A 24,430-nucleotide genomic window follows, 5' to 3' on the forward strand; every position below is an offset into this window, starting at 1 on the left:
TGAAAGGATACCCTCGCAAAAGGGTATCCTTTAATAACTACTTCAGAAATTAAAGTGATTTACGGCAGGCAGTTAGTTGAGCGCTGGAATCTGCGTCGCTTCCAATCCTGCCCGTCAGCATCTGCACATAGACGTGACTATTGTAATCATCCTGTTGATTGGTCCAGTAAGCACCCGCGGTAAATTGCGAATCACTGGAAAACTCCCCAACGTTCCCCCACTCACCATATAGCGATCCCAACGTGCGTTTGTTTTCGCCAGACGTTAAATGTGCGACGCCAGGAAGATTATATCCATCACTTTTCGCGTTGCAGAACGCATTGGCAGTTAGCCAGATATTGGTTTGATTCCCATGATTCACCCACCAGCCTTTCAGCTTAATTAATGTCTGGTAGGTTGTACCTCCTTGTCTGGGAACAGCGCTTATTACGACTGAAGTTTGGTCGCCGGTATTTGTGAAAGAAACTTTACCTGAAGCATCGACAGACACCCAACTCTGTGAACTTGTGAACATATAATCACTAACGGTTTTACCCGCTTCAAAGTTGTCATCATTAAGTGTGTAGTACGCCCCTATAAAACCTTCACTGGGGAATGTTGCCGTTGTGAAGGTATGGTTGTTGACTGTTACATGACCGTGCATGTCTTTTATTGAGCGGACAAGATCCAGTGATATGCTTAAGTTTGCTTGATGAACACCGTTCAGCATAGGAATGAGAGTCGCTCTGCCCTCTACGCCGCCAGTGACAGTGACGGTGTACTCGCCATAATTTCTTTGGCTGTAATCAATATTGCTCAACTTCAGGAGGTTCACGTAGGCACCTGACTGGACAAATTCCAGATGATCAGACGTCACTATCGGGTTACCGTACTTGTCTTGCAATATTAACGTAAGTGTCGCGCTCTCCTGGAAGTCAGCCATAAAAGAGCTAACGCTAGATTTCAATGTTGATTTACTTTCATCTGCCGTACCAGGAATCAATGTAATGGCTGCGGATTTGTGGACTGTGCCAGGGACCTGAACATTGACAATTAGAGCTTCTGCCAATGTACCTGTTATTGTCGCCGTGACTTGCCCGGACTGATCGGTACGCGTAGTTGGATTATTAATCACCGGGCTGCCTTTGGTGTCTAAGCTGTAACTAACGTCGACACCTTCAACCGGGAATCCATAATCATCTTCTACTCGTGAAGTGATGGTGCTGCTATCAACCCCGTCGGCGATTATGGTGTCAGGAGAAGCCACGACACTCACAACATGTGCCGTTTTAGCATCAGCCTTAACCGCAACCGTCACCTGGCTCTGAACGGGAACGTCTTTGCCCATTGTGGCCGTAACGGTATATACATTGACTTTGTCACTGGTCAGCGTCACTTTGGCCTGACCTGACTGATCAGTCAGGATTTCCCCTGTATTGCTTAGCGTTGCACCATCAGGTGTTACGCTAAAGGTGATAATTTGCCCCGGCATCAATTCACCCTGAATATTTCTTGCCGTTGCGGTCAGTGTAATACCTTCACTGTTATGGACCGTGGTTTCTGGCTTCGATGATGTTAACTCGAGTTTGCCCTTTGCCACACTCACGTCAACTTTACGACTACTGTTATTGTCCAGCGATGCTGTCACCTGATAGACCCCAGGCTGGGTGCTGATAAGGTTAACGTACGCATAGCCGTTATTATCGGTGTAAGCCGTATCGTCTATCGTAATGTTAGCTGTTGGCAGCGCACTTAATCTGACGCGTTGACCGGCTATGACGTTATTAAACGCATCCTGTACGTGTATTCGTAGCGTGATGTTTTCGCCAACCATTATCGTTTTTTCGGCTCCGGTTATACTTATTATCTTCGCCGAACTTTCATCCGGGAGCACTGATAAACTAAACGTTTTATTATCGGATGATTGCGCTTTCCGGCTCACCACTACGTTATGTTGTCCGGCAATATTGCTGGTCATTATTACCGTCGCTTGACCCTGCGTATTGGTGGTGACTTCTGTTCCGCTTAGTGTGACATCGTTACTCTGGAAAGTGACCTGTTGGTCTTTAAGCGGATTTTGGTAAGCGTCCAGGATCGTTGCTGTCAGGGTACTCCCCGTACTGTTGCCAGCAACTATGGTATTTAATGAGGCAGTCAGCGGCTGGAGCTGCGCGCTGCTTGTATCCCCAATAAAATAGACTAGCTGATTAGCACTGGTATTATTTCTGCTCAGTGTCGCCGTCACTGTAAACTCACCCGCTTTTGTGCCTCGCAATGTGACCACGGCATTGCCGTTTGAATCGGTGCGAGCGGTGTCACTACTTAGCGTGAAGTTCCCTGTCATAGATGCTGGCAAGGTAAATTTCACATCCTCATCCGGTAGTGAGTGTCCATAAACATCTTTCACACTGGCAGTCAGGGTAACGGTATCTGTATTGTTAGCAATCGTACTGCCCGATCCGGCATTCAAAATAATTACCGATTGTTCCCTGTTTGGGACCACGGTAACCGTAACCGACTGGTGAATATTTTTATCCGCCTCAAGCGAGGCATCGACGGAATAGCTACCAGCTTTTGAACTGGTCAGGTGCACCCGCGCAATCCCGGACTGGTCAGTTGTGGCGGTCGTGTTGTCCAGTTGCGAGTCAGTTGGTGCCACAAAATTCACTTTCATATCTTTTAACGGGTTGTTATGAAAGTCTGTGACGGTGGCGGTCAGGGTACTACCCTGGCTATTACCAGCACTAATGGTATCTGGCGCGGCAACCAGTTGTTTGAGTTTTGGCGTATTCGAATCGCTAACAAATTTCGCAGTTACCCGTTGAGTAGAACCATTTGGCAGCGTAGCGCTAATCGTATTTTCTTCCGCAACCTGACTTATCATGTTAATTGTGGCAACACCATGTGCATCAGTATTTTGCTGCGTCGGTTCTACAAATTCCGCGCTTCCTTTCTCATTCTTAAAGGTGACCTGATGATTTCTCAGGGGATTATCACTCTCATCAGTGACGTTAATAGTGATGGTATTAAACGTCTTTTTATCGGCGTAAACGTCATTATTCGTTGCGGATAATGTGGCGACGTGAGCCTTATTCTGGTTTGCTTCGATATTATAAATATGCGATTGCAGAGGAGTATTCCAGTTGTGAAGGCTAAGTTGTGCCCTCAGGGCTGCTCCTTGCTTATGGGCCGGATAATTCGCTGCATAAACGCCCGGATGCTCTTCGTGCCAGACAACCGTGGCGCCAGGTTTGCTGTTCTCGACAGTGACGGCTTTTACCAACGCGTCTTCTTGATATTCAACCGGTTTATTTTTGTCGTCTTTCAGTTCTACCCTGACTTTGATGTCGTCTCCGGCATAATACAATATGTTATCTATGGATATTGAAGAATGGTCGCGGGATGAGACAACAGGGACGATATTAACGACGATGGATTCTTTTACCGCACTCTCACCGTTAAGTTGCGGTGTCAGTGTTACTGAACCTGAAGTCGTTCCTGCAGTCAGCATCTGTGTGTAGCTACCATCCCCGTTATCTGTCCAGTCAGACAGAGTGATATCCTGAACACCTTCACTGCGGGTTTGCAGTGCCAGCCCCGGAACCGGGGTACCGTCGGAATCGTGCGCAGTCACAGTCAATGTGGTAGTCGATTTTTTATCTGCTGCCAGGGTTAGCGGATTAACGGATAACAGAGAATCTTTCTGGCTTAATGCCGGAGCCTGGATGACGACCATGCTTTGCTCACGATGTGACAGATTACCTTTTACATCCTCAGCGGTAACGTCTATCGGCCACGTATTATCGGTTTCCGGGGTGTTAGTGAAGCGGTAACCAGGCAGCGTGACCGTGATATCTTTTCCGGAAGTGCTGACTTTTCCTCCAGCAGATTCCAGCGCAGCAGCGTCGATTTTATAGCCTTTCAGGGCATATTTGGTCTGTAGCGAGGAAACCAGCGATTTTATTTCTCCCGATTTCCCTTTCACTGGGTCCAGCAGACTCAGGCGGATAAGCTCTTTCTTGCGGTATTCCAGAACGATGTTGTTGTTGCGATCAATCAGGTCATAACGACTACCGGCCAGACTGCGCCGTCCGGCCACTTCGTCCGGGTTAAGCTGTTTCTGCATTGAGCTGCTGGGTTGCCAGGTCAGATCAACGGCAAACCGTGAGTCATTTTCACCTTGTTTCCCCTGACGCTGTTCTGCACTGAGAGTCAGAAGCGGGAAGGGGGTATAGTTGAGGCCTGCGGTAATAGCATGGGGATTACTTTGACGATCATTCTTGTCAAACAGCGCCACTTCATCGCCATAGTATTGTTCATAGACCAGTTTTCCACCCAGATGCGGCCAGGCAGGTAACCAGCCTTCTGCGCGTAAATCCCAGCCGTTAGTCGGGCGGGCTTCGTAGTCATTATTCAATTCTGGTGCGCTACGCCAGCCGGTCAGGCCGATATAAGCATTGCTGCTCAACTTCAGATAGTCACGCCAGTATTCTGCGCCAAGTCCCGCGCGGGAGTGATAGCGGCTCAGGTCGTGATCAAAAAACAGGTTGATGCCTGACATCCAACTGGGGGTGAAGTAACGCCAGCCTAAACCGGTGTTGATCTGGGTGCGATCGTCCGTTCGATGAAGGGTATGCTGGCTGAAGAGCAGATAATCGGGTGTGTCATACCATGGATGCAGGAAGTCGAATTCCGAATTTTTCAGGCTAAAATCTTCATCCACGCCCAGAGAGATTTTCGCGGTGCCAAAGTTATTTAACCAATCAGTCATCGTGCCAGAGGCTTCTGAAGACGCCCAACCACGCGCCATGCTGCTCGCCTGCTCACTATTCATACCTTGTGAAAGCAGAGTGCCAACTCGCTGTGAAGTACTGGCTATTTGATTCTCCAGTGTGTTTTCGGCATTCGCCGGTGATACGGCATTTTGTAGCTCATGACTTCTCTGCGAGGTTGTTGCCGGAACATCCAGTTCTTCACCCTGACGCACGTTATCAAAGCCGCGAGCAAAAGTACGAAACTGATTAAGACGACGAAGCTCTTCCAGTGAAATACCAAACCGGTCAGCAACACTTTGCGCTGATTCCAGCGCGCCAAGCGTGTAAGGTACGGTTTTATTTTCTGTAAGAGGGGGAGGAGATGAAACTGTCATCTGGGGTTTAGCGTGTACCACATTTTGTGCCGTCGCCATGACGGGGAAAAAAATTTGTGTGAATAAACAAACTCCGGCGGCCAGGCGGCGTATTTTGTCACCCAGACCGCATAAAGAGTTTTGATCATTATTTTTTATTTGCTGCGCATTTGTCGAAGCCATAGTGACCTTCCGTGAAAAAACAGAATTAAACGTGTTTTTTCTAGCACGGAGGTATAAAACGATCCTGACTATAATATGACCAGAAATAATGAATTAGCCGTAAATTTGCTAAACCATGAATAATAGTGGCGGTGGCTGAGCACCGCCAAAGAACAAGGGTGTTTTAGTTATTTTACGTGCTGTACTGAAAAGTTAAATTCATTAAATCAACTAAGAGTAATTCGTATGTATTTTGAATATTTGCATCCCGCAGATTAACGCTGCGATAAATAGCGCAGCTGCGCCGCAGAGCGTGGCACTGGCGAGCGCCGACGTTCCGTTGCCGAGCATGCTGGTCAGCACCGGGCCAAGAATTTGCCCGATACCATAAATAAGTGTCACAAAGCCCAAAAGATTAAGATTTCCCGGCACGCTAAGCTGGCGAGCGATGGTCATCACCAACGAGGTAGTCCCCATAAAGGTGCCGCCAAAACCAATACTGCTGATGATGAGTAATAAAGGAGAGCTACTGGCGAGGGTTAACAGCACGCAGACAGCCTGCACCAGCAAATTTGCGGTCAGGCAAGGTAATGCTCCCCACCGTTTGGCTGCCCATAGCCAGCCAAAGCAACCTGGGACAATCGACAAGCCAACCAGTGTCCAGAGGTGAGCCGTCAGCACAGGTTGGCCCGCGTCTTTCGCCATGAGCGGCAGGTACGTGGCGACGATGATATAACCGAAACCCGCCAGACCATACAGAATCGCCAGTAACCACCAGCTCATGGGTTGTCGGGCAATTTTTGCCAATGGCGCTGGTGCGATAATATGTTTCTTCGACGGAATGAGCAGCGCCAGAACAAGCAATATTATGGCAGAAAGTGCCCCGGCACCTTGCCACAACGTTTGTGAAGAGAGGGAAAAATGCAGGCCTGCCAGTACATATTCATTACCCAGAGCAATACCGACGCCAACGCCAGAAAATAGCGCCGCAAGAACAAAGGGATGGCGGGTGTGTTGCATGATAAGCGTCGAGCCGAAAATCAACATCCCGGCGCTGGCGACCCCTGCCAGAAAGCGAATGATGAAAACCAGAAGAAACGGCGGCAACCACGCCATCGCGAGGATTAATAATCCGGTTGCGAGGGCGGAAGTTAACAGGAATGGGCGCAGGCGTGAGGGCAAATGAAACGCGCCGAATGAAAACAGCAGGCTCCCCGCCAGATACCCGGCATAGTTACCACTGGCGATCCACGAGAGTTCGCTAAAGGAAAACTCGCCTTCCGCCAGCATGACTGGCAGCATCGGCGTATAGAGAAAGCGGCCTAAACCCATACCTAGGGTCAGAACCAGCATCCCGAATAACGCGGTGCTGAAAGAAAAACGTTCTACGGGATGCGATGTCGAATTCATGTTCTTCCTTGTTTGTATTATTTTGAGTTAACAAGTTAATAACAAAAAAGGAGAACCTGCCAGACTGTTATCGTGATTTTGTCGACGTAAAGCGATAAAAAAGATTGGGTTCGCCAACGATATAGATGTCGCCACTGGCATCCATCGCTATCCCTTCCGCCTGCTTGATGTTATGTGAAAGGCCATAGTTGCCTTTGGTTAACGACATTTCGCCGATAACGTCACCTGTCACGGTCACTTCCTGCAGGGCGCGTGACTCATGTGACAACACCAGTAGCGTATTTTTCTGTGGGTTAAATTCCGCACCAGAAACATCATCCAAAGTAAACTGACGCTGCAACGCTTTATCTTTGCTGATATGCAACTCATCGCTACGCAATAGCCCGGTAACTTTGTAGACCTCTATCGGATTTTTCTCTTTAAAAAACCAGAAGGTCTGGTCCTGAGAGGAATAAGCCAGCCCTTCAAAGCCACAGTTGGTTGGCGTTTCCTGCAATGGGATTTTAATTTTTTTGAGGATGCTCACTTCCGAATCAGCGTTAAGTGAAATCACATAAATGGCATAATCACGTTCATCACTGATGACAAATTTATTATCACCAATGTATTCAATCGTCTCGAGATCCTTAACGAAATCGAGCGGAATGGTGCGGATCAGATCGCCCTCGGTCGTCATTTCAACGATGGTTGCAGGTTTGTTGATAGTGCTAAACAAGGTATTGCTCTGCGCAGACCAGGTCAGTGAGGAGATATTTTTAGTTACTCCTGTAATCTCTTTACCATCGATAGTGGCCTGATAATTCTGAAACCCTGCGACATGCTGGCTTTTACGGACGCAGGATTGCACAAAAAACAGGCTTACCGCCACGATGGCGCAAAGAAAAACGATAAAGGTGATGCGCTTTTTCAACTTGTTGCTCCTTATTATTGCTTTTTTTCTCATCGAATTCAGTGCGATAGGTAAGGAGTATACGGATGAAGCTTAAAGAATTCTTAACGCGGGGCGATGAAATAGTAAACGCCGCAGGGGAGTTGCGGCGTTTGTCTTTGGATGGCGGAACATTTTCAGCTTACATCGACTGATAAATGCGCCTCATCCATGAATGATAGATGAGGCGGTTAACAATTTATATCCTCTGCCATACTCACTCTGTTTGGGTGATTATTGAACTATTCGTCAACTATATACGTTGGCTGATAAGACGTTAAACCCGGAATGGAAAAACTACTATTCACTTCTTTCTTTAAACGGGCTTGATTAAAACTGTTACTGTCCTGTTGCTCGGTACTGTTCTTGGCTTGTTTATCGGTACTGTCATTGGTTTTTTTATCGATATTATCATTGTAAAGATATGCACTCTTAAGAGAAACATTATTCACTTTGGCATTGAAAAAACAGGCATTTTTAAAAATCGTATCTATAAATATCGTATTGAACAACCATGCATAGTTAAATAGAATATTAGAACCTTCTGTACCAGTGAAATTAGTATTGTTAAATTTTGCAGCCGAAAAGTTTGTATTAAACAGTTTGCATTTTGTTAAATTAGCGTTTGTAAAATTGGTAAATATGCAGACAGTACCAGTAAGATCATATTCTGAAAGATCTTTATCCGATAGATCGGAATAATTTAGTATTGCTCCAGTAAGAATTACTTTAGGTGTACCAGGTATTCGAGGTGTTGCAGGTATTTTAGGTGCTCCAGGTATTTCAGGTATTTTAGAAGTATCAGATGTTGCAGATGTTGCAGATGTTGCAGATGTTTCATATAGAATGACTGATGTGAAATCTATGTGTTCAAGATAAGCCTTACTAAGGTCACTTCCAGTAAAATTAACGCCAGTGAGAACTTTTCCGCTGAAGTTACAGTTTCGTAGATTTGCGTTTTTGAAATTTACATAAGTCAAGTGGCGAACTTTACGAAAATCATTATTTTCTAATGTGGCATTTTCGAATTTTGCATTACGCAGATCACAATCTGTAAAATCCACGCCTTCACAGATCGTACCGGAGAAATCCGCTTTTCTAAGAATGCTGCCATTAAAATTGACATTCCTTAGAGCCATTTTAGACAAGTCTATGCCGGTTAAATCCATTCCCGCTAAATTCAACCCTTTGATACACCGTTGACCCGTTGAATCTTTAGGAATAGCAGTGCTAATAGTATTGATAACAACATCACCTATCGTGAAGGTCATTGTAATTCCTGCATCAGAGACAGAGAGTTTTCGTGTAAGACGTTCACTCTTATCTCCAGTGATACTCTTCTGAGCAACGTAAAAGCGCTCGCATGTATGACAAAATCTTTTCCAGCTCTCATTTGGTGTCAGATTATTGTCCGGGAGGAAGTTAGCAATGCTATAAAGATCGTTCAGAACGCTATTTCTTATCTCAGGAGAGGCGCACTCTATAATTTCAGAGGTGGATATTGTATTTTTTATTTTATCTCTATTATCCGTGAGATTTCGTGATCCTGCTATATTTGGCTGCTGGTGATTTTCTCTGTAGTATTGCAGCACATTTTCCCATTGTAAGTTTGTCAACGAGATAGTTTCAGTCTCGTTATTATTATCCCGTATGGTTAATTGACTTTCTACTGGGTCAAAAGAAATCATGAAGTTATTCAGATGTCGATATTGATGAGTGGCATCTAATTTCACTTCAAATGAATTTGAACTTTTGCAGGCATGTTTTAAAAACTTATCATAGGGAAGGTATTGATCTTTATCTGCATGTTGTGGGTCATTGTGCAAAACAGAGCAAATACTCTCTTTCAAATTGTTCTTGTCAATATAGATTGGTAGTTGCGCTTTTTGTTCCATTATTTTAATAAACTGCTGCAGTTGCTCGGTTTTAACATTGCAACTATGACTTATATCTTTGTGGTAAACAGTTAATACGCTTTCATTATCATCTTGTCGATTAAATATTATTTTTAGATCGTTAATTTCAAACTCATTTAAACCATTTCTTTTGGTTTTGGCGATGATTTGTTCTGTTGTTGATGAATATCGATTTAAGGTTAATTCGAGATTGTCGGGATTAGAGATAAGGTGAATAAAAACATTCAGTACACGCTTAATAAAACCATCATTCAAATGATTTATATCATAATTAATTTGTTTTTGTATGGTTTCAATTTCCGTGTTAATGTCAAATGGTTGGTTGCTTTTTTTATGGCAAGGTTTTAGTCCCGAATACATGTCGAGTGTTGGAAGAATATCGCCGTATATGTTAAATGTGGAGCCCATATTTTTATCCTTGAATTGTGAAATGTTCTTCTAAATCTAAAATAATTATGGGGGGTAAAGATAAGCTTCACACTGAAACTTATCTTTATCATTACCACACCCGGTAATCATTTTATTGCTCTATGTATAATTATGGGTTTAAGTATAATACAATGTATATTGTATTTTAGACGCGCAATAGCAAGGTGCTATCAAAAATCGCTCATTTTGTGGATGGGAAATATTTCACAGCAGGCGAGATATTTAATACAACTTCCTTCATGCAGGATTATGTGCAGCCAAATATCCGGGCGTTATATTTAAAGATCTTATTGCCTGGTTGACGCTTCTGAATCGTAATGCACCACGCACTGCCAGTTGCTGCCCTGTTGGCAATATATCGCTTCGGTCTGCCCAGGGATCACCCATTGTATTTCCTCGCCGGGCAGACAGGTCAGCCAAATGCATAACCCGCAGCCGCCGCGTAAATCACGGGGAATATCGCTGACGCGAAAAGTCATGCCCGCTGCCTGCAACGCCTTGCGGGTTTGTATGACGCCGACCGTGGAGTGAAATAAAAACAGATACTCTTTCATGTGCGTTTTCTCATTCGTTGACCAATTACCGCTGCGCCAATTGCGCCAGCAAATTGCGCATCAGGATGGGTATTTACCGGCATTCCCAGATGAGATTCCAGCATCCGGGCAAACGTCTGGCAATGACTAACGCCACCAGTAAACAGAATCGGCGCTTCACAGGAGAGACGAGCAATGAAATTAGCGCTCCGCCGCGCCATCGCGTTAATCACTCCGGCGAGAATCGCTTCTGGCGCGACGCCCGCTGAGCGCAGGCTGATCACTTCCGATTCGGCAAAGACCGTACACATACTCGTGATAGCGTGCGGCGTGATATTTTCCGTTATGCAGTCGAGCTGCTCGACGCTGGTGCCAAGCGTGCGCGAGATCACCTCCAGGAAACGCCCTGTTCCTGCCGCGCATTTGTCATTCATCAGGAAATCGCACAGGTTACCGTCGTCATCAAGCTGAATCACTTTGCTGTCCTGACCACCGATGTCGATTACCCCGCGCGTTGCTGGCGCAAGAAACCGTGCGCCCAGCCCGTGACAGGAGATTTCCGTCACCTGTTTATCGGCAAAATCCACCAGTTGCCGCCCGTAGCCGGTGAGCGTCAGAAACGGCGTTGTTTCTAACCCTTCGCGCAGAGTTTCCCAGGCTTCAGTAATTGCTGTTGCCGGGCGAAAGGGTGTTGGAACGAGGAAACGGCGCGTAATCACGCCGTCTGCCAGTAAGATCCCTTTGGTGGCGGTTGAGCCGGAATCAATGCCAATCGAATATGCCACTGCCACTCCTTACAGCATCTCAATAAAGGCCGCGACACGGGTGCTGAGCTGCCCGACATCTGAGGTGGAGTAGTCTGTTTCAATAGCGATATAAGGAATGTTGTGCTGCTGACGCACATGACGTTTAATCGCCAGCGATTCCACCGCGTAGGTATGGCACGCCTGCAAAATCACATCAACTACGCCATCGACCTGATATTCTTCCACCATCTGGCTGAGCATTTGCAGGCGCTGATCGTTCGGCGAAACACAGGAGCAGCCAATCGCCAGATATTTATCCGCCAGCGCGTCGTAGACATCGCCCGTTTCTGCCACGCATTGCTCGGTCGCTTTTGCCCCGGTGCAGTTTTCATAACCGACAACCCAGCCGCCATTCTCTTCAATCGCGCGCACCACTTTCTCTGCTGCGCCGCCAATTGGGCAGCCGGTGATTAAAATGCGTGGACGCGGGTCCAGTCGCTGGCCTTCTTCCCACTGCTGACGAACGCGGGCGGTCATTGCATCCAGTTCGTCAACCAACGCCTCTTTATCGAACCGGAAGGTTGCGCCGTAGACCACTTTCAGAATGTCGCTGCCGCTAAGCGCTGGAGGATTTAACTGCCCAAGATGATAAAAATTGGCCAGTGCGCGACGTTCGCGGTTTTTCAGCGCAATGGCATCGCGCAGAGCATCTTCGCTAATCTCGTGTCCAAAACGTTCCTCTACCGCTTTTTGTAAGCGCAGCATCTCAGCTTTCCATAATGCACGCGAGGCATCGTCCTCAACGCTGTTTGGCAACTGCATCACATGAACGGGCTTAAACTCCGCCATGTATTCATACATTTTCTTTTTGCCGTCGCAGGTGGTTTCACCGACCACCAGATCAGAAAAGTAGAAGTAGGGGCATTTATCGGTTTTGCCGAAGCCATAGCTGCTTTTAATCAGCGGGCAGAGGTTGCGCGGCAGATCTTTCTCGGCTTCTTCAATGGTTTCATCAGAGGTGGAACAGAGCGAAACCACAACCGCGCCGGCTGCCATCGGGATCTCTTGCGGCATAAAGGTGCAGTAGGTGCCAACCAGCGGAATGCCGCGCTCCTTGAGATCCATGACGGTGAGAAAGCCTTTCTGGCGAGCTTCAGAGAACTGAGCGAAAATGGCGGGTAGATCGGTGACAAGTGACATGATTTTCCTTCCCCGTACCACGGGAGATAATGAAAAGAGGCCACATTATTACCATTCTTTTAGTGTGGTTTATTTGATCTCTCTCGCGGTTAGCCACTTAGTTTTTCATGGATTTCTAAAAATTGCCGAGGGGAAACAAGGCCGGGAGCTGCGACAGCAAATATAAAATCAGCCCAATACATCCGCCAACCAGCGTACCGTTAACACGAATAAACTGCAGATCTTTGCCGATATTTAACTCGATTTGCCGCGACATATCCCTGGCATCCCAGCTTTTTACCGTATCGCTGATGTGGCGCGTCAGGAATGCGGAAAACTCAGGCGCAACGCGGTGCGCGGCTTGTTCCAGATGACCATTTAACGACGCCCGCAAGGCATCATCGGCAATTAACGTTTCGCCAAACCATTGACCCGCTCGTGCGATACGTTCTTTCACACGAGAATCTTCACTGTTGATATCCGCTTTCAGCCATTCCCGTAAATCCCCCCACAATTCACTGAGATAGCGGTTAAAAGCTTCATCTTCTTTCAGATAGCTTTTTACGGCATCGGCTCGCGCTGCCATTTCCGGATCGTTTTTCAGCTTGTCGATCAGGGCGAAGGTGGCGCGATCAAACGCATGGCGGATCTGATGCGCACGATCGCGACTAATATCATCAAGCAAAGAATTCACCGCGTCAGAAACTAACTCCGCGCTATGTTCGCCCAGCCATTCAGTGGGCAAAATTTTGGCTTTTAGCGGATGCTCGCTCTCCAGCCAGCGAACAATTTGCTGGGCGATAAACTTGCGCGATTTATCGCGCTGAAGCAGGGCGATCAACTGTGCGATCAGCGTATCCAGCAGCACCTGATGGCGATCGTTTTTGGTCATACTCTCCAGCATCAACGCACTGGTGCCGGAGAGATCGACCTTATCAATCGCCCGATGGACTGCGCGCTTAAGCAGGCGCTGAATGCGCGCATCATCGGTCAGTTCAAGAAAACCGCTCATGATCTGCAACAGATGCTGACCAACGCGGCGGGCGTTTTCCGGCTGACTAAACCAGTTGCCAATCAACAACGCCGGTTCGTGACGTCGAATCAATGCCACCAGCGACTGGGTATCGAGAAATTTTTCCTGCACGAACTGGCCGAGATTTTCACCAATTCTGTCTTTATTACGCGGGATAATCGCCGTATGACGAGAAATGATCGGAATCGGCACGCGGCGAAATAGCGCCACCACCGCAAACCAGTCAGCCAGCGCGCCGACCATCGCCGCTTCAGCAATCGCCTTCACGCCGCTCACCCAAAAATTGGGCGGCAAAAACAGCGTAACGACAAAGGTAGCAGCGGCGATAAGCAGTAAAGAGAGCGCCAACCTTTTGGCGCGTCTGAGTTCGATGAGTTTATTCATAACGTTAAGAATAGAGCCTGACGGCAGGATCGCGCAAAAATCACTGCTCCTCCACTAGCTCGGCTGCCTGATGCTGGCGCACGCGATTGAGCAATCCCGCCAGGGTGAAAACGACGATAACGCCCGCCACAACGGCTAACAGATGAAACGGCAAGCGACCGCCGTTAAACCATAGCCAGCGGCCGATTTCGACCGAGACCGACATCACCATCAGGATCACCATATTTAGCGATGCGGAGACGGTCCCTTTCGGTAAGTTATTGGAAAACAGCGTAAAGCGGAATAAGGTCGGGAAAATCAAACCAATCCCGAAAGCATACAGACTGGTGCCCAGCACCGACCACAGCCAGACGTGCGGCGACAGCAGATTGCCGACAATCAACAGCGAGAGGCCGACCAGTTGAATGGGTACGGCACGCCAGATAAACCGCGGTTCGGTCGGATCTTTAACAAAACGCGCCACGATGGCATTCGCAACAATCACCGCGCCGAACACCGGAACCTGTGTCCAGGCGAACTGCGAAGTTGTTAAGCCGCCTGCATCGATAAGGATCACCGGCGAGACAGCCACCCAACTCATCATCGGGATATAGCTTAAAGAGATGGTTGCTGCGCCAAAGAGGAACAGCCGATTGCAAAAGACATTACGAAAATCGCGCAAGACGCTTTTGGCGCTAAACGGAACCGCGCCGCGCTTCACTGTCTCTGGCATCGCCAGCAGTAAGCCAACAAATGAGATAAAACCCATAATCGCAATGATGGCAAAAAGGACTTTCCAGTGCACAAAGTGCATCAGAGCTGCGCCGGAAAGCGGGCCGATAATTGGCGCAATCAGTACGATGGAGGTGATAATCGCCATCAACTTGATCCCTTTTGTCTGCCCGAACGCTTCCTGCACCGTGACATAACCGACGGTAGCAATAAAACAGATACTGGTGCCCTGAATTGCACGCGCGATAAGAAATTGTGTCATTGACGTTGTGAACATTGTCGCGGCGCAGGCAAGGGTAAAAATTAGCGCCCCGGTAATCAGCACCGGCCTGCGGCCAATTCTGTCGGAAAGTGGCCCCAGTAGCCACTGTAACGCCATACCGCCAGCAAGATAGAGACTGACGGCAGCAGGGGCCAGACTGACATCGGCATTAAAATCACGTACCACATTAATAATCCCTGGCTGGATTAGATCCGTCGACAGGTACGCGGCAAAGTCATACAAAATCAACGCCATCGGGAAAAACAGCGTGGCGGCATGGCGGGCAAAAAAACGTGGCATAACAAACAACTCCTTGTCCGGAGAACCCCAACGGGGAAAACGAAATTCAATACCGTCGGTAATGACGAAAGGCAGGTGAGAATGGCAACGAGACTGCAAATGTACTGAATTTCATGTAATCAACCACACTGCCTGTGAACACACAGACAGAGAAATACTTTCTGACTTCGGGTCAGAATGTATAACGATTACAAATAGTCATCAGCACATTACACCTCTTTAATTGATGGGTTGCATAGAAAATATACACCTTAAGTGTAATTAAAATTTGCGGTTAATCAAAAGAGCGCGGTGGAAAGGGGAATATCTGCCGGGTACAGGAAATGTAAAATGCGAGCCTGTTTCCGGAAAAATGTATCGTTTGCAGAAGAATAAAAATAGCCTGGAAATCACCTCGGGGAATGGGAAATTGCCGGGTGAGAATGGTTTTGTTAGTCGCTAAAGTCGGGCCATCTTATCAACAGGTGACGGATCGCCATGACAAACTTCACGACCAGTACGCCGCATGACGCATTATTTAAATCCTTTCTCACCCACCCTGACACCGCGCGGGATTTTATGGAGATCCACTTACCAATAGATTTACGTGAACTGTGCGATCTCGATAGCTTAAAACTGGAATCCGCCAGCTTTGTCGATGAAAAATTACGGGCGCTACATTCCGATATTCTGTGGTCGGTAAAGACCCGTAAAGGCGATGGCTATATCTATGTGGTGATTGAACATCAGAGCCGTGAGGATATTCACATGGCTTTTCGGCTGATGCGCTATTCCATGGCGGTGATGCAGCGCCATATAGAGCATGATAAACGCCGACCGCTACCGCTGGTCATTCCGATGCTGTTTTATCACGGTAGCCGTAGTCCTTATCCCTGGTCTTTGTGCTGGCTGGACGAATTTGCCGACCCGACTACCGCACGGAAACTTTATACTCTAAATAATTCAAGTTGCAGGAAGGCGACAAGTGAGTGAATCCCCAGGAGCTTACAAAAGTAAGTGACTGGGGTGAATGAACGCAGTCGCAGCACATGCAACTTGAAGTATGACGAGTATATACCGCTGCGTTCCCGCTGGTGGATGTCACTATCGTGCCGGATGACGAGATTGTGCAGCATCGCAGAGTCGCCCTGTTGGAGTTGATCCAAAAGCATATTCGCCAGCGCGATCTAATGGGGCTTATTGATCAACTGGCAGTATTACTGGTTACAGGGTGCGCTAATGACAACCAGATAACTGCGCTGTTAAATTACATTTTACTGACTGGCGATGAAGCGCGTTTTAATGAGTTTATCAGTGAACTTACCCGTCGAATGCCGCAACACAGGGAGCGAATAATGACGATTGCAGAGCGAATTCATAATGATGGATGGCTGTTGGGAAGGGAGAGGGGGAGGAAAGAAGGGAAAGAAGAAGGGGAAAAGAGCCTCCTCCGATTGTTGTTGCAGAATGGGGCGGATCCTGAATGGATACAACGATATACCGGACTTTCGGCAGAGCAAATGCAGGCATTAGATCAGCCCTTGCCTGAAAGCAAGCGCGATCCATGGATCGAGTACTAATCAGAGACTGATGACAAACGCAAAGCTGCCTGATGCGCTACGCTTATCAGGTCTACATAACCCATTAAATATATTTAACTTTAAAGATTTTGTAGACCTGGTAAGGCGTTCACATCGCATCCGGTATGAACAAAGCGCATTTTGCCTAAGCCATGCAGGAACGTGGAGATGACCCTGCAAAGATAAAACGAGTCACACGCTATTCGTGAGAGGAAATCAGGCGCTTCGCCACTATTTCGAATTCATTCCATTGCCCGATACACGGCTTCGCCAATTTGCTTTAGTGCTTCGCGATAGGTTTCGCTGAGCGGCAAAGCGCAGTTGATGCGCAGACAATTACGGTATTTGCCGGAAGCCGAGAAAATCGAGCCTGCCGCTACCTGGATTTTCATGCGGTACAGCTGCCGCGCGACGCAGACCATATCGACCTGTTCAGGCAATTCTATCCACAGTAAAAATCCGCCTTTCGGGCGCGTAATACAGATTTCGCAGGGAAAATATTCCCGTATCCAGCAGGTATAAAGCGCCAAATTGCGCTGATAGATCTGCCGCATCCGCCGGATATGGCGATGATAGTGACCTTCCAGCACAAACGTTGCCGCCGCCATTTGCGTGGACGGTACATTAAAGCTGCTGATGGCATATTTCATATGCAGCAGTTTATCGTGATAGCGCCCCGGTGCGACCCAACCCACGCGCAGGCCTGGAGCAATACTTTTACTGAACGAGCTGCACAACAGCACTCGCCCGTCGATATCCCAGGAATGAATGGTCCGCGGGCGCGGATACTCCGTCGCCAGTTCGCCGTAGACATCATCTTCAAAAATCACAATATCATGACGCTGAGCGAGAGAGAGAACGGCCCGTTTGCGTGCGTCCGGCATAATAAATCCCAGCGGATTATTACAGTTTGGCACCAGAATGATGCCTTTAATCGGCCACTGTTCCAGCGCCAGTTCCAGCGCTTCAACGCTGATGCCTGTTTCTGGATCGGTTGGGATTTCAATCACTTTCACGCCCATGCCGCGCAGCATCTGCATCGAACCGTAATAACAGGGGGATTCGACCGCGACAATATCGCCCGGTTTACACACCGCCATTAACGCCAGCGACATCGAATTATGGCAGCCGCTGGTAATGATGATGTCATCGGCGGTGACCACCGAGCCGCTGTCGAGCATCAGGCGGGCAATCTGCTCGCGCAATACCCGCTGGCCGGCTAACAAGTCATAACCGAGAACGGTTTGCAGATTATGCTGTACCACCCGGCTTAGCTCCCGCCAGAGTGGTTTCAGGCTGGGCGTTTCGACATCCGGCGTGCTTTTGCTTAACGGAACAATGGAACTGTCGCTATGCGCCTCCAGCATATCCAGTACCTGATCCCACTGGGTAATTTCCACCGGGCGCTGCACCGGACGCGTCATTGGTGGCACTGGCGGCTGGGCTTTACGTTGTGCGACAAAATAACCCGAACGCGGCTGCGGAGTGATGAGGTTCATCGTCTCCAGCATCTGATACGCCTGCTGCACGGTGCTGATGCTGACGCCGTGCTCTTGACTCAAGCTACGCACCGACGGCAATTTCTCCCCGTGACGATACAGCCCTTGCTCAATCCGCCTGGCAAGTAGAGTCGCCAGATGTTGATAACGCGTCATGCTGTATTCCTTATGTGGACCATACAGAGAGAAAAACCGGTACAGATGAGGCTAAAAAACCGGATGCAGATGCTGTTTTAACCTGTCTGTATGTTAAATAAAAGTAATATTTGAATCTGTATTGTGAGCTGCCAGAAGGTGGATGATGAAGCCTCTGAAAGATGAGGAGGTAGCAGATGGAATTTCACGAAAACAGAGCTAAAGCGCCGTTTATCGGCCTGGTGCAACTCTGGCAGGCGGTGAGGCGTTGGCGGCGGCAAATGCAGACCCGACGCGTGTTACAGCAGATGAGTGATGAGCGGTTGAGAGATATTGGGTTACGCAGGGAGGATGTGGAGTGAGGGGGCATTTCGCCGCGGAAAACAGGATTTCTCTATAACCTCCACAAGGAAGTGGTTATTATTGCGAAATCATCGCTTCACGGATAGACGTCAGAATGAAAGCTACAGAAGCCCGCTTACTCGATTTTTTAAAACGTTCGCAGCAGTTTGTTATTCCCATTTATCAACGGACTTATTCATGGACAGAACAACAATGTCGGCAACTTTGGGACGACATCATTCGTGCCGGAAAGCGTGACGATATATCAGCGCATTTTATCGGTTCGGTTGTTTATATTGAGCAGGGGTTGTATCAGGTTTCTGGTATTTCTCCGTTGCTGGTCATTGATGGTCAACAGCGGCTGACGACCGCAATGTTGCTGATTGAAGCTTTATCGCGCCATCTTGGTGAAGACGAAGTGTTTGATGGCTTTTCGGCAATGAAATTGCGTAATTATTATTTACTCAATCCTTATGAGTCCGGCGAGAAAGGATTTAAATTACTGCTGACCGAGACTGATAAAGAAAGTTTGCTGGCGTTAATAAAACAAAGACCGATGCCAGAAAACTATTCCTATCGAATAATGGAAAACTTTACTTTCTTTGATGAACAAATTGCCAAACTCGGTGATGACTTGATCCCCTTATGTCGTGGGTTAGCAAAGTTATTAATTGTCGATGTGGCGCTTAATCGTGGTCAGGATAATCCGCAACTGATTTTTGAAAGTATGAACTCCACCGGTAAGGCGTTAAGTCAAGCCGACCTGGTGCGCAATTTTATTCTGATGGGTCTCGAACCAGAGTATCAAACCCGGTTGTATGAAGATCACTGGCGCCCCATGGAAATCTCTTTTGGTCAGCAAGGTTACAGCGAATATTTTGACAGTTTTATGCGTCATTATCTGACGGTAAAAACGGGGGAGATCCCTCGGACAGATGAAGTCTATGAGGCTTTTAAACTCCATGCCCGTAGCCAGAGTGTTGCTGAAAAAGGCGTAGATCGGCTGGTTGAAGATATTCACATCTACGCGGAGTATTACTGTGCAATGGCATTGGGAAAAGAAAGTGACAAATCGCTTGCCACGGCTTTTCAGGATTTGCGCGAGTTAAAGGTCGATGTGGCGTATCCTTTCTTACTGGCGCTTTATCATGACTATAAAAATGGCGATTTGTCTCACGAAGATTTCCTGAGCATAATTCGTTTAATTGAATCTTATGTTTTCCGCCGTGCAGTATGTGCGATTCCGACGAATTCTTTGAACAAGACATTTGCCACTTTTTATAAAGTCATTAATAAAGAAAAATATCTGGAAAGTATTCAGGTGCATTTTCTGAACCTACCTTCATATCGTCGTTTCCCCAACGATGATGAATTTAAACGGGAATTAAAAGTTCGCGATCTCTATAACTTCCGCAGTCGCAGTTACTGGTTACGACGACTGGAAAACGATAAACGCAGAGAGCGCGTGGAAGAGTTTACGATTGAGCACATTATGCCGCAGAACGAAAATTTGTCGGCTAAATGGCGTGAAGAGCTGGGAAGTGACTGGCAACGCATTCATAAAGAACTGTTGCATACGTTGGGGAATCTCACATTAACGCGCTATAACTCCCGCTACAGTGACAGACCTTTCGCGGAAAAACGCGATATTGAAGACGGCTTTAAACATAGCCCGCTCTATTTGAATATCGGTCTTGGACAGTGCGAAAAATGGGATGAAGCCGCCATTCACGCCCGTGCCGATCGTCTGGCAGAGCTTGCAATTCAGGTCTGGCAAGCGCCTTCTCTTCCTGAAGAGGTTTTAGCTGTTTATCGGGGGAAGCCTGAAAACAAAACCAATTACAGCCTGAATGATTTTCCTTTTCTTGCTGATGGTTCGCATAGCCGGGTGTTATTCGATCATCTTCGCGATGAAGTTATGCGCCTGGACGCAGGGATCACGCAGGAAGTATTGAAGCTCTATATTGCGTTTAAAGCGGAAACGAATTTTGTTGATGTTGTGCCGCAAAAAAGCCGACTGCGATTGTCGCTTAATATGCAGTTTCATGAACTGGTCGATCCGAAAGGTATTGCCAAAGATGTGACAAATGTTGGGCGCTGGGGCAATGGCGATGTAGAAATTGGTTTCAGCGACCTCGCACAACTTCCTTACATTATGGGATTAATTCGTCAGGCATTTGAAAAACAGATGGAGAGCGCGTTGGTATAACGTAGCGAATAATACCCGGTAGCACTGGCGCTACCGGGTCAATGTATCAGGCGACTTTCTGTTTACCGGCAATCACTCCAATAAACTCCTGCACCTGCTTCTGTTTACGTGCCGACAGCTTGCACACCTGGCGTAGCGACTGCATCAGTTCGCTCTCTTCGGTGGTGGGTGGTTGGGCGGTGAGGACAATACAGCCTTCCATCACTTTGACATCTACCGCCGTGCCGGTGGCAAAACCGGCGGCTTCCAGCCACTGACCTTTCAGGGTGATGGCGGGAATACGGCTGTAATCCGGGTAGCGACTCGCATAACTCACGGTTAATTGACGGTTATTTGCCGGGGAGACTTCTGCTTCGAACGGTTGTGCAATAGAATGCGTGTCAGTCATAACTGCTATTCTCCTGAAATAGTGATTGTGATGAGCGGTGCGGGTGTGTTGGCGCACATCCGCACCGCGCTAAATACCTGTATATATCATCAGTAAATATGGGGAAAGTCCAGCTAAAAATAGAATAAAATGGGCAATTTCTGGAATGATTTAAATATATTTATGTGGGTTATGATTGGCGTGAAATAATAAAAAGCGCACCGGAAAGGTGCGCCAGAAAATAATGTTCAGGATTTTTTACGTGAGGCTTTTTTACCCCCGCTAGCTGCGCGTTCAGCTTTGATTTTTTCCAGCAACGCGGCGGCGCTGTTTTCTCCGCTGATCGAATCCGGGTTTTCGGCCCGCCACTGGGCGGTAAGTTCACCACGGAACGCTTTTGCCAGGATGGATTGCGTCAGGTTGTTGACGCGGGCTAAGGCGTTGTTGACCTGTTTTTCTATGGTGTCGGCGTAGGCGAAGAGTTGCTCGACGCGGCGAACGATTTCGTGTTGTTCTTCAACCGGAGGAACAACTATTTCTATAGAATATATTTTTGCTCCACTTATAACAGGTTGAGCTGAGGAGGATGTATCTACTCTTAAATTTGTAGCCTTAAGTAGCCAATATGCGAACTTCTCTGTGATTAAATCTCTATTGAAATCAACAAGTAATGCGTTATCAGTTATCCACGATTTTTCAGGAGTCAAATGAACTGAACCACAATAATATCCTACTCTACCAATAACAATGGTTGATTCTTCAGTATTATACTTATCATGGTAACCTGTAATACCATTGCCTCCGTAAACAGGGATATCTCCTGAGGAATTCATTTCTTTAGCCGTAAGGCCATCACCTGATTTAACATTAAAAATATGCCCAATATTACAACGTAACCACGTATTCTCCTCACAGGGTTCAGCGATATTTTTGGCTTTTAATTTTTTTCCTTTTGTTAATTCATAATATTTATGCAATGAGATATTAAATGAATTATGAGTCCTCCATGTCTCAGAAAGCTCTCCTCTCATTGCCGCAGCAAGCACCGCCTGACGAAAACGTTTCAGGATTTGTGGGATTTGCTCAAGACGTGCTTTGGTGCTGTCTACCTGCGCCAGCAGCGTATCGAGTTTTTCTGCGATGATTTTTTGCTCGGCGAGTGGAGCTAATCGTAACGGCGCTTTGAGGCCATCAGTTGTTCCCAGACGGGGCATATTTACGCCATAGCTAACATCATTCACATAACTTAAAAAGGTCGAACTCTTCAGCCAGTAAAATAGATACTTATTAAAACAAATTGGCTCTGCGTTAATAGGAATAATTTCAGTGGTGCATACGCCATCATCGTTTGCAATGATAATTTTATTGAGATAGGGACGAAGTTTACCGTAGAGAATATCTCCTTTCCGAAAACTATTTTTCGTACTTTTGAAAGGGCGTTCACTAGCAGTTACTTTATTAAGAAGCTTTGATGAAGCTTTCTCAATATCTTCTAGTTCCAAAATCCATGTGTCGTCATTAACTTCAGATAAAACTTTTTTAGATGTTTTACCATAATCAACAACATTACCTAATTGAGTGTCAACCCACCCCTCCGGCAATTTCCCCGCACTCATTCCTTCACCCCACCAAACGCTTCTTCCAGCAACTGACGCTGCGCATCCGCCTCATCGCTCGCCCCCAGTTCACGCATCAGCGCATCCAGTTCACCCAGCGCCTGCACCAGTTCGCCCATTGCTTCTGCCGCTAATACATCCGGCTCCGGCAGGTTGTCGGCGTCGATGCTGTCTTTATCTTTCAGCCAGGATATATCCAGCGAATCGGATTTCGCGGTGCGGATCCACTCGCGGCTGAATTTGCGCCAGCGACTGGTGGCCAGATGCTGATCGGTGTTTTTGTTCTCTTCGCTGTCGGCAACTTCCGTCTCTTCGGCGTTAAAACTCCATTCACCTTCAGTGCGCGGGCTTAAACCGTGCGGGTCTTCGCCATACACGCGCTCAAACGGCTGCAAATGCTCGTCGGTAAACGGCGTGCGCTTGCCGAAGCTCGGCATATTGGTACGCAGGTCGTACACCCACACGTCGTCGGTACAGTTCTTATCCTGATGCGGGTTCGCCACCGTCCCTTTGGTAAAGAACAGCACGTTGGTTTTCACGCCCTGCGCGTAAAAAATACCGGTCGGCAGACGCAGAATGGTGTGCAGATGACACTTATCCATCAGGTCACGACGGATGTCGGTGCCTTTGCCGCCTTCAAACAGCACGTTATCCGGCACCACGACCGCCGCACGACCGCCGGGATGCAGCGTTTCGATAATATGCTGCATAAAGCACAACTGTTTGTTGCTGGTCGGGTGAACAAAGGTGCGGGTAATGTTGGTGCCTGCGGCGCTGCCAAACGGCGGGTTAGTGGCGACAATATGCGCTTTCGGCAGGTTTTCACCGTCGCTGCCCAGGGTGTTGCCCAGACGGATTGCGCCGCCGTGGTCGAGGTTGCCTTCAATATCGTGCAGCAGGCAGTTCATCAGTGCCAGACGACGGGTGCCGGGCACCAGTTCGAGGCCGATAAACGCGCGGTGGATCTGGAAATCCTGCGTGTCGCCATCAAGGTCGTCCAGATCATTAGTTTGCGACTTAACATAGCGGTCGGCTTCAATCAAAAAGCCCGCCGTACCCGCTGCCGGGTCCTGCACCATTTCACGCGGCTGCGGTTTCAGCAGATGAATAATGGTTTTAATCAGCGGACGCGGGGTAAAGTACTGGCCCGCGCCAGACTTGGTTTCATTCGCGTTCTTCTGCAACAGCCCTTCGTACATATCGCCGAAGTCATCGCGCGACTTACCGTGCGCGCCGTTGTACCAGTCCAGCGAATCCATATTGCTGACCAGCTCGGTCAACTGTTTTGGCTGGGTAATGGTGGTGTTGACGTTCTGGAACACCGCCTGCACGAGCTTTTGATTGTCTGCGCCCAGATGTACCAGCAGGTTACGGTAGAACTGCAACTGCTCCTGGCCGATGCGGGATTTCAGGTCATCCCAGCGGTAGCCTTCCGGCAGGTACTCCGCTTCCTGTCCGGTCTCTTTACACATTTTCAAAAACAGCAGCGAGGCGAGTTCATTGACGTAGTTTTGATAGGAAACGCCACCATCGCGCAGGTTGTCGCACAGCTTCCACAGCTTGGCGACCAGATCGTTATTGTTCATTGTGAGTTCCGTAAATT

16 protein-coding genes and 2 pseudogenes are annotated in these 24,430 nt (G+C 47.8%); 5 read left to right on the top strand and 13 right to left on the bottom strand.

Going from position 1 to position 24,430, the window contains the following annotated elements:
* Window positions 1-49: 49 nt before the first annotated feature.
* From iatD to mdtM, 9 genes are all read right to left on the bottom strand, one after another.
* Window positions 50-5,290 carry an inverse autotransporter IatD gene (iatD, locus tag ATB02_RS04305; RefSeq protein WP_105271139.1) on the bottom strand — a complete coding sequence of 1,747 codons (5,241 nt, stop codon included), beginning with the start codon at window positions 5,288-5,290 and terminating at the stop codon, window positions 50-52.
* Window positions 5,291-5,500: 210 nt separating this feature from the next.
* Window positions 5,501-6,679: an MFS transporter gene (locus ATB02_RS04310; RefSeq protein WP_001089438.1), complete on the bottom strand. Its 1,179-nt coding sequence runs from the start codon at window positions 6,677-6,679 to the stop codon at window positions 5,501-5,503.
* A 67-nt stretch (window positions 6,680-6,746) separates the two neighbouring features.
* Window positions 6,747-7,589: an SdiA-regulated domain-containing protein gene (locus ATB02_RS04315; RefSeq protein WP_123059828.1), complete on the bottom strand. Its 843-nt coding sequence runs from the start codon at window positions 7,587-7,589 to the stop codon at window positions 6,747-6,749.
* 260 nt (window positions 7,590-7,849) lie between these two features.
* Window positions 7,850-9,931, bottom strand: coding sequence for a pentapeptide repeat-containing protein (locus ATB02_RS04325; RefSeq protein WP_105271140.1), 2,082 nt, complete (start codon window positions 9,929-9,931; stop codon window positions 7,850-7,852).
* Between the two features lie 308 nt (window positions 9,932-10,239).
* On the bottom strand, window positions 10,240-10,506 hold the full coding sequence (locus ATB02_RS04330; protein ID WP_105271141.1) for a DUF3343 domain-containing protein: 267 nt from the start codon (window positions 10,504-10,506) through the stop codon (window positions 10,240-10,242).
* On the bottom strand, window positions 10,503-11,270 hold the full coding sequence (gene yjiL, locus ATB02_RS04335) for a putative 2-hydroxyacyl-CoA dehydratase activator YjiL (protein WP_105271142.1): 768 nt from the start codon (window positions 11,268-11,270) through the stop codon (window positions 10,503-10,505). Before yjiL ends, ATB02_RS04330 begins: the two co-directional genes overlap by 4 nt.
* Before the next feature lie 9 nt (window positions 11,271-11,279).
* A complete protein-coding gene (locus ATB02_RS04340; RefSeq protein ID WP_105271143.1) occupies window positions 11,280-12,431 on the bottom strand; it encodes a double-cubane-cluster-containing anaerobic reductase in 1,152 nt (383 codons plus the stop codon).
* Between the two features lie 115 nt (window positions 12,432-12,546).
* Entirely contained in the window at window positions 12,547-13,827 is a 1,281-nt protein-coding gene (locus ATB02_RS04345; protein ID WP_001037416.1) for a DUF445 domain-containing protein, read from the bottom strand.
* Between the two features lie 40 nt (window positions 13,828-13,867).
* Complete coding sequence (mdtM, locus tag ATB02_RS04350; RefSeq protein WP_105271144.1) at window positions 13,868-15,100, bottom strand: multidrug efflux MFS transporter MdtM; 1,233 nt, start codon at window positions 15,098-15,100, stop codon at window positions 13,868-13,870.
* Window positions 15,101-15,577: 477 nt separating this feature from the next.
* On the opposite strand from mdtM, the pseudogene ATB02_RS26880 reads away from it, so the two are divergent.
* Both ATB02_RS26880 and ATB02_RS26885 read left to right on the top strand, forming a co-directional pair.
* A pseudogene (locus tag ATB02_RS26880) lies at window positions 15,578-16,027 on the top strand (Rpn family recombination-promoting nuclease/putative transposase); the annotation flags it as partial.
* Between the two features lie 161 nt (window positions 16,028-16,188).
* A complete protein-coding gene (locus ATB02_RS26885; protein ID WP_428995347.1) occupies window positions 16,189-16,659 on the top strand; it encodes an Rpn family recombination-promoting nuclease/putative transposase in 471 nt (156 codons plus the stop codon).
* 242 nt (window positions 16,660-16,901) lie between these two features.
* Here the strand turns inward: ATB02_RS26885 and ATB02_RS04365 are convergent, their stop codons facing one another.
* The gene (locus ATB02_RS04365) at window positions 16,902-18,314 is read right to left on the bottom strand and encodes an aminotransferase-like domain-containing protein (RefSeq protein WP_105271146.1); all 1,413 of its coding nucleotides are present in this window, start codon (window positions 18,312-18,314) and stop codon (window positions 16,902-16,904) included.
* A 176-nt stretch (window positions 18,315-18,490) separates the two neighbouring features.
* Between ATB02_RS04365 and ATB02_RS04370 the strand changes: the two genes are divergently transcribed.
* The 3 genes and pseudogenes from ATB02_RS04370 to ATB02_RS26605 all read left to right on the top strand — a co-directional run bounded on the left by ATB02_RS04370 (window position 18,491) and on the right by ATB02_RS26605 (window position 20,844).
* The gene (locus tag ATB02_RS04370) at window positions 18,491-18,655 is read left to right on the top strand and encodes a DUF1127 domain-containing protein (protein WP_000394281.1); all 165 of its coding nucleotides are present in this window, start codon (window positions 18,491-18,493) and stop codon (window positions 18,653-18,655) included.
* A gap of 95 nt (window positions 18,656-18,750) precedes the next feature.
* Window positions 18,751-19,404, top strand: a pseudogene (locus ATB02_RS26600) (DUF262 domain-containing protein); the annotation flags it as partial.
* A gap of 276 nt (window positions 19,405-19,680) precedes the next feature.
* Window positions 19,681-20,844, top strand: coding sequence for a GmrSD restriction endonuclease domain-containing protein (locus tag ATB02_RS26605; protein ID WP_241957633.1), 1,164 nt, complete (start codon window positions 19,681-19,683; stop codon window positions 20,842-20,844).
* Between the two features lie 46 nt (window positions 20,845-20,890).
* On the opposite strand, the gene symE is transcribed toward ATB02_RS26605, so the two are convergent.
* The 3 genes from symE to hsdM all read right to left on the bottom strand — a co-directional run bounded on the left by symE (window position 20,891) and on the right by hsdM (window position 24,413).
* Window positions 20,891-21,232, bottom strand: coding sequence for an endoribonuclease SymE (symE, locus tag ATB02_RS04380; RefSeq protein ID WP_105271148.1), 342 nt, complete (start codon window positions 21,230-21,232; stop codon window positions 20,891-20,893).
* Window positions 21,233-21,459: 227 nt separating this feature from the next.
* Entirely contained in the window at window positions 21,460-22,827 is a 1,368-nt protein-coding gene (locus tag ATB02_RS04385) for a restriction endonuclease subunit S (RefSeq protein ID WP_105271149.1), read from the bottom strand.
* Window positions 22,824-24,413 (bottom strand): type I restriction-modification system methyltransferase, encoded by a 1,590-nt coding sequence (gene hsdM / locus ATB02_RS04390; protein ID WP_105271150.1) that lies wholly within the window; start codon window positions 24,411-24,413, stop codon window positions 22,824-22,826. The genes ATB02_RS04385 and hsdM overlap by 4 nt, the downstream gene beginning before the upstream one ends.
* Window positions 24,414-24,430 lie beyond the last annotated feature (17 nt).

The organism is Escherichia sp. MOD1-EC5189 (genome assembly GCF_002966045.1).
In the GTDB taxonomy this organism is placed as follows: Bacteria; Pseudomonadota; Gammaproteobacteria; order Enterobacterales; family Enterobacteriaceae; genus Escherichia; species Escherichia coli_F.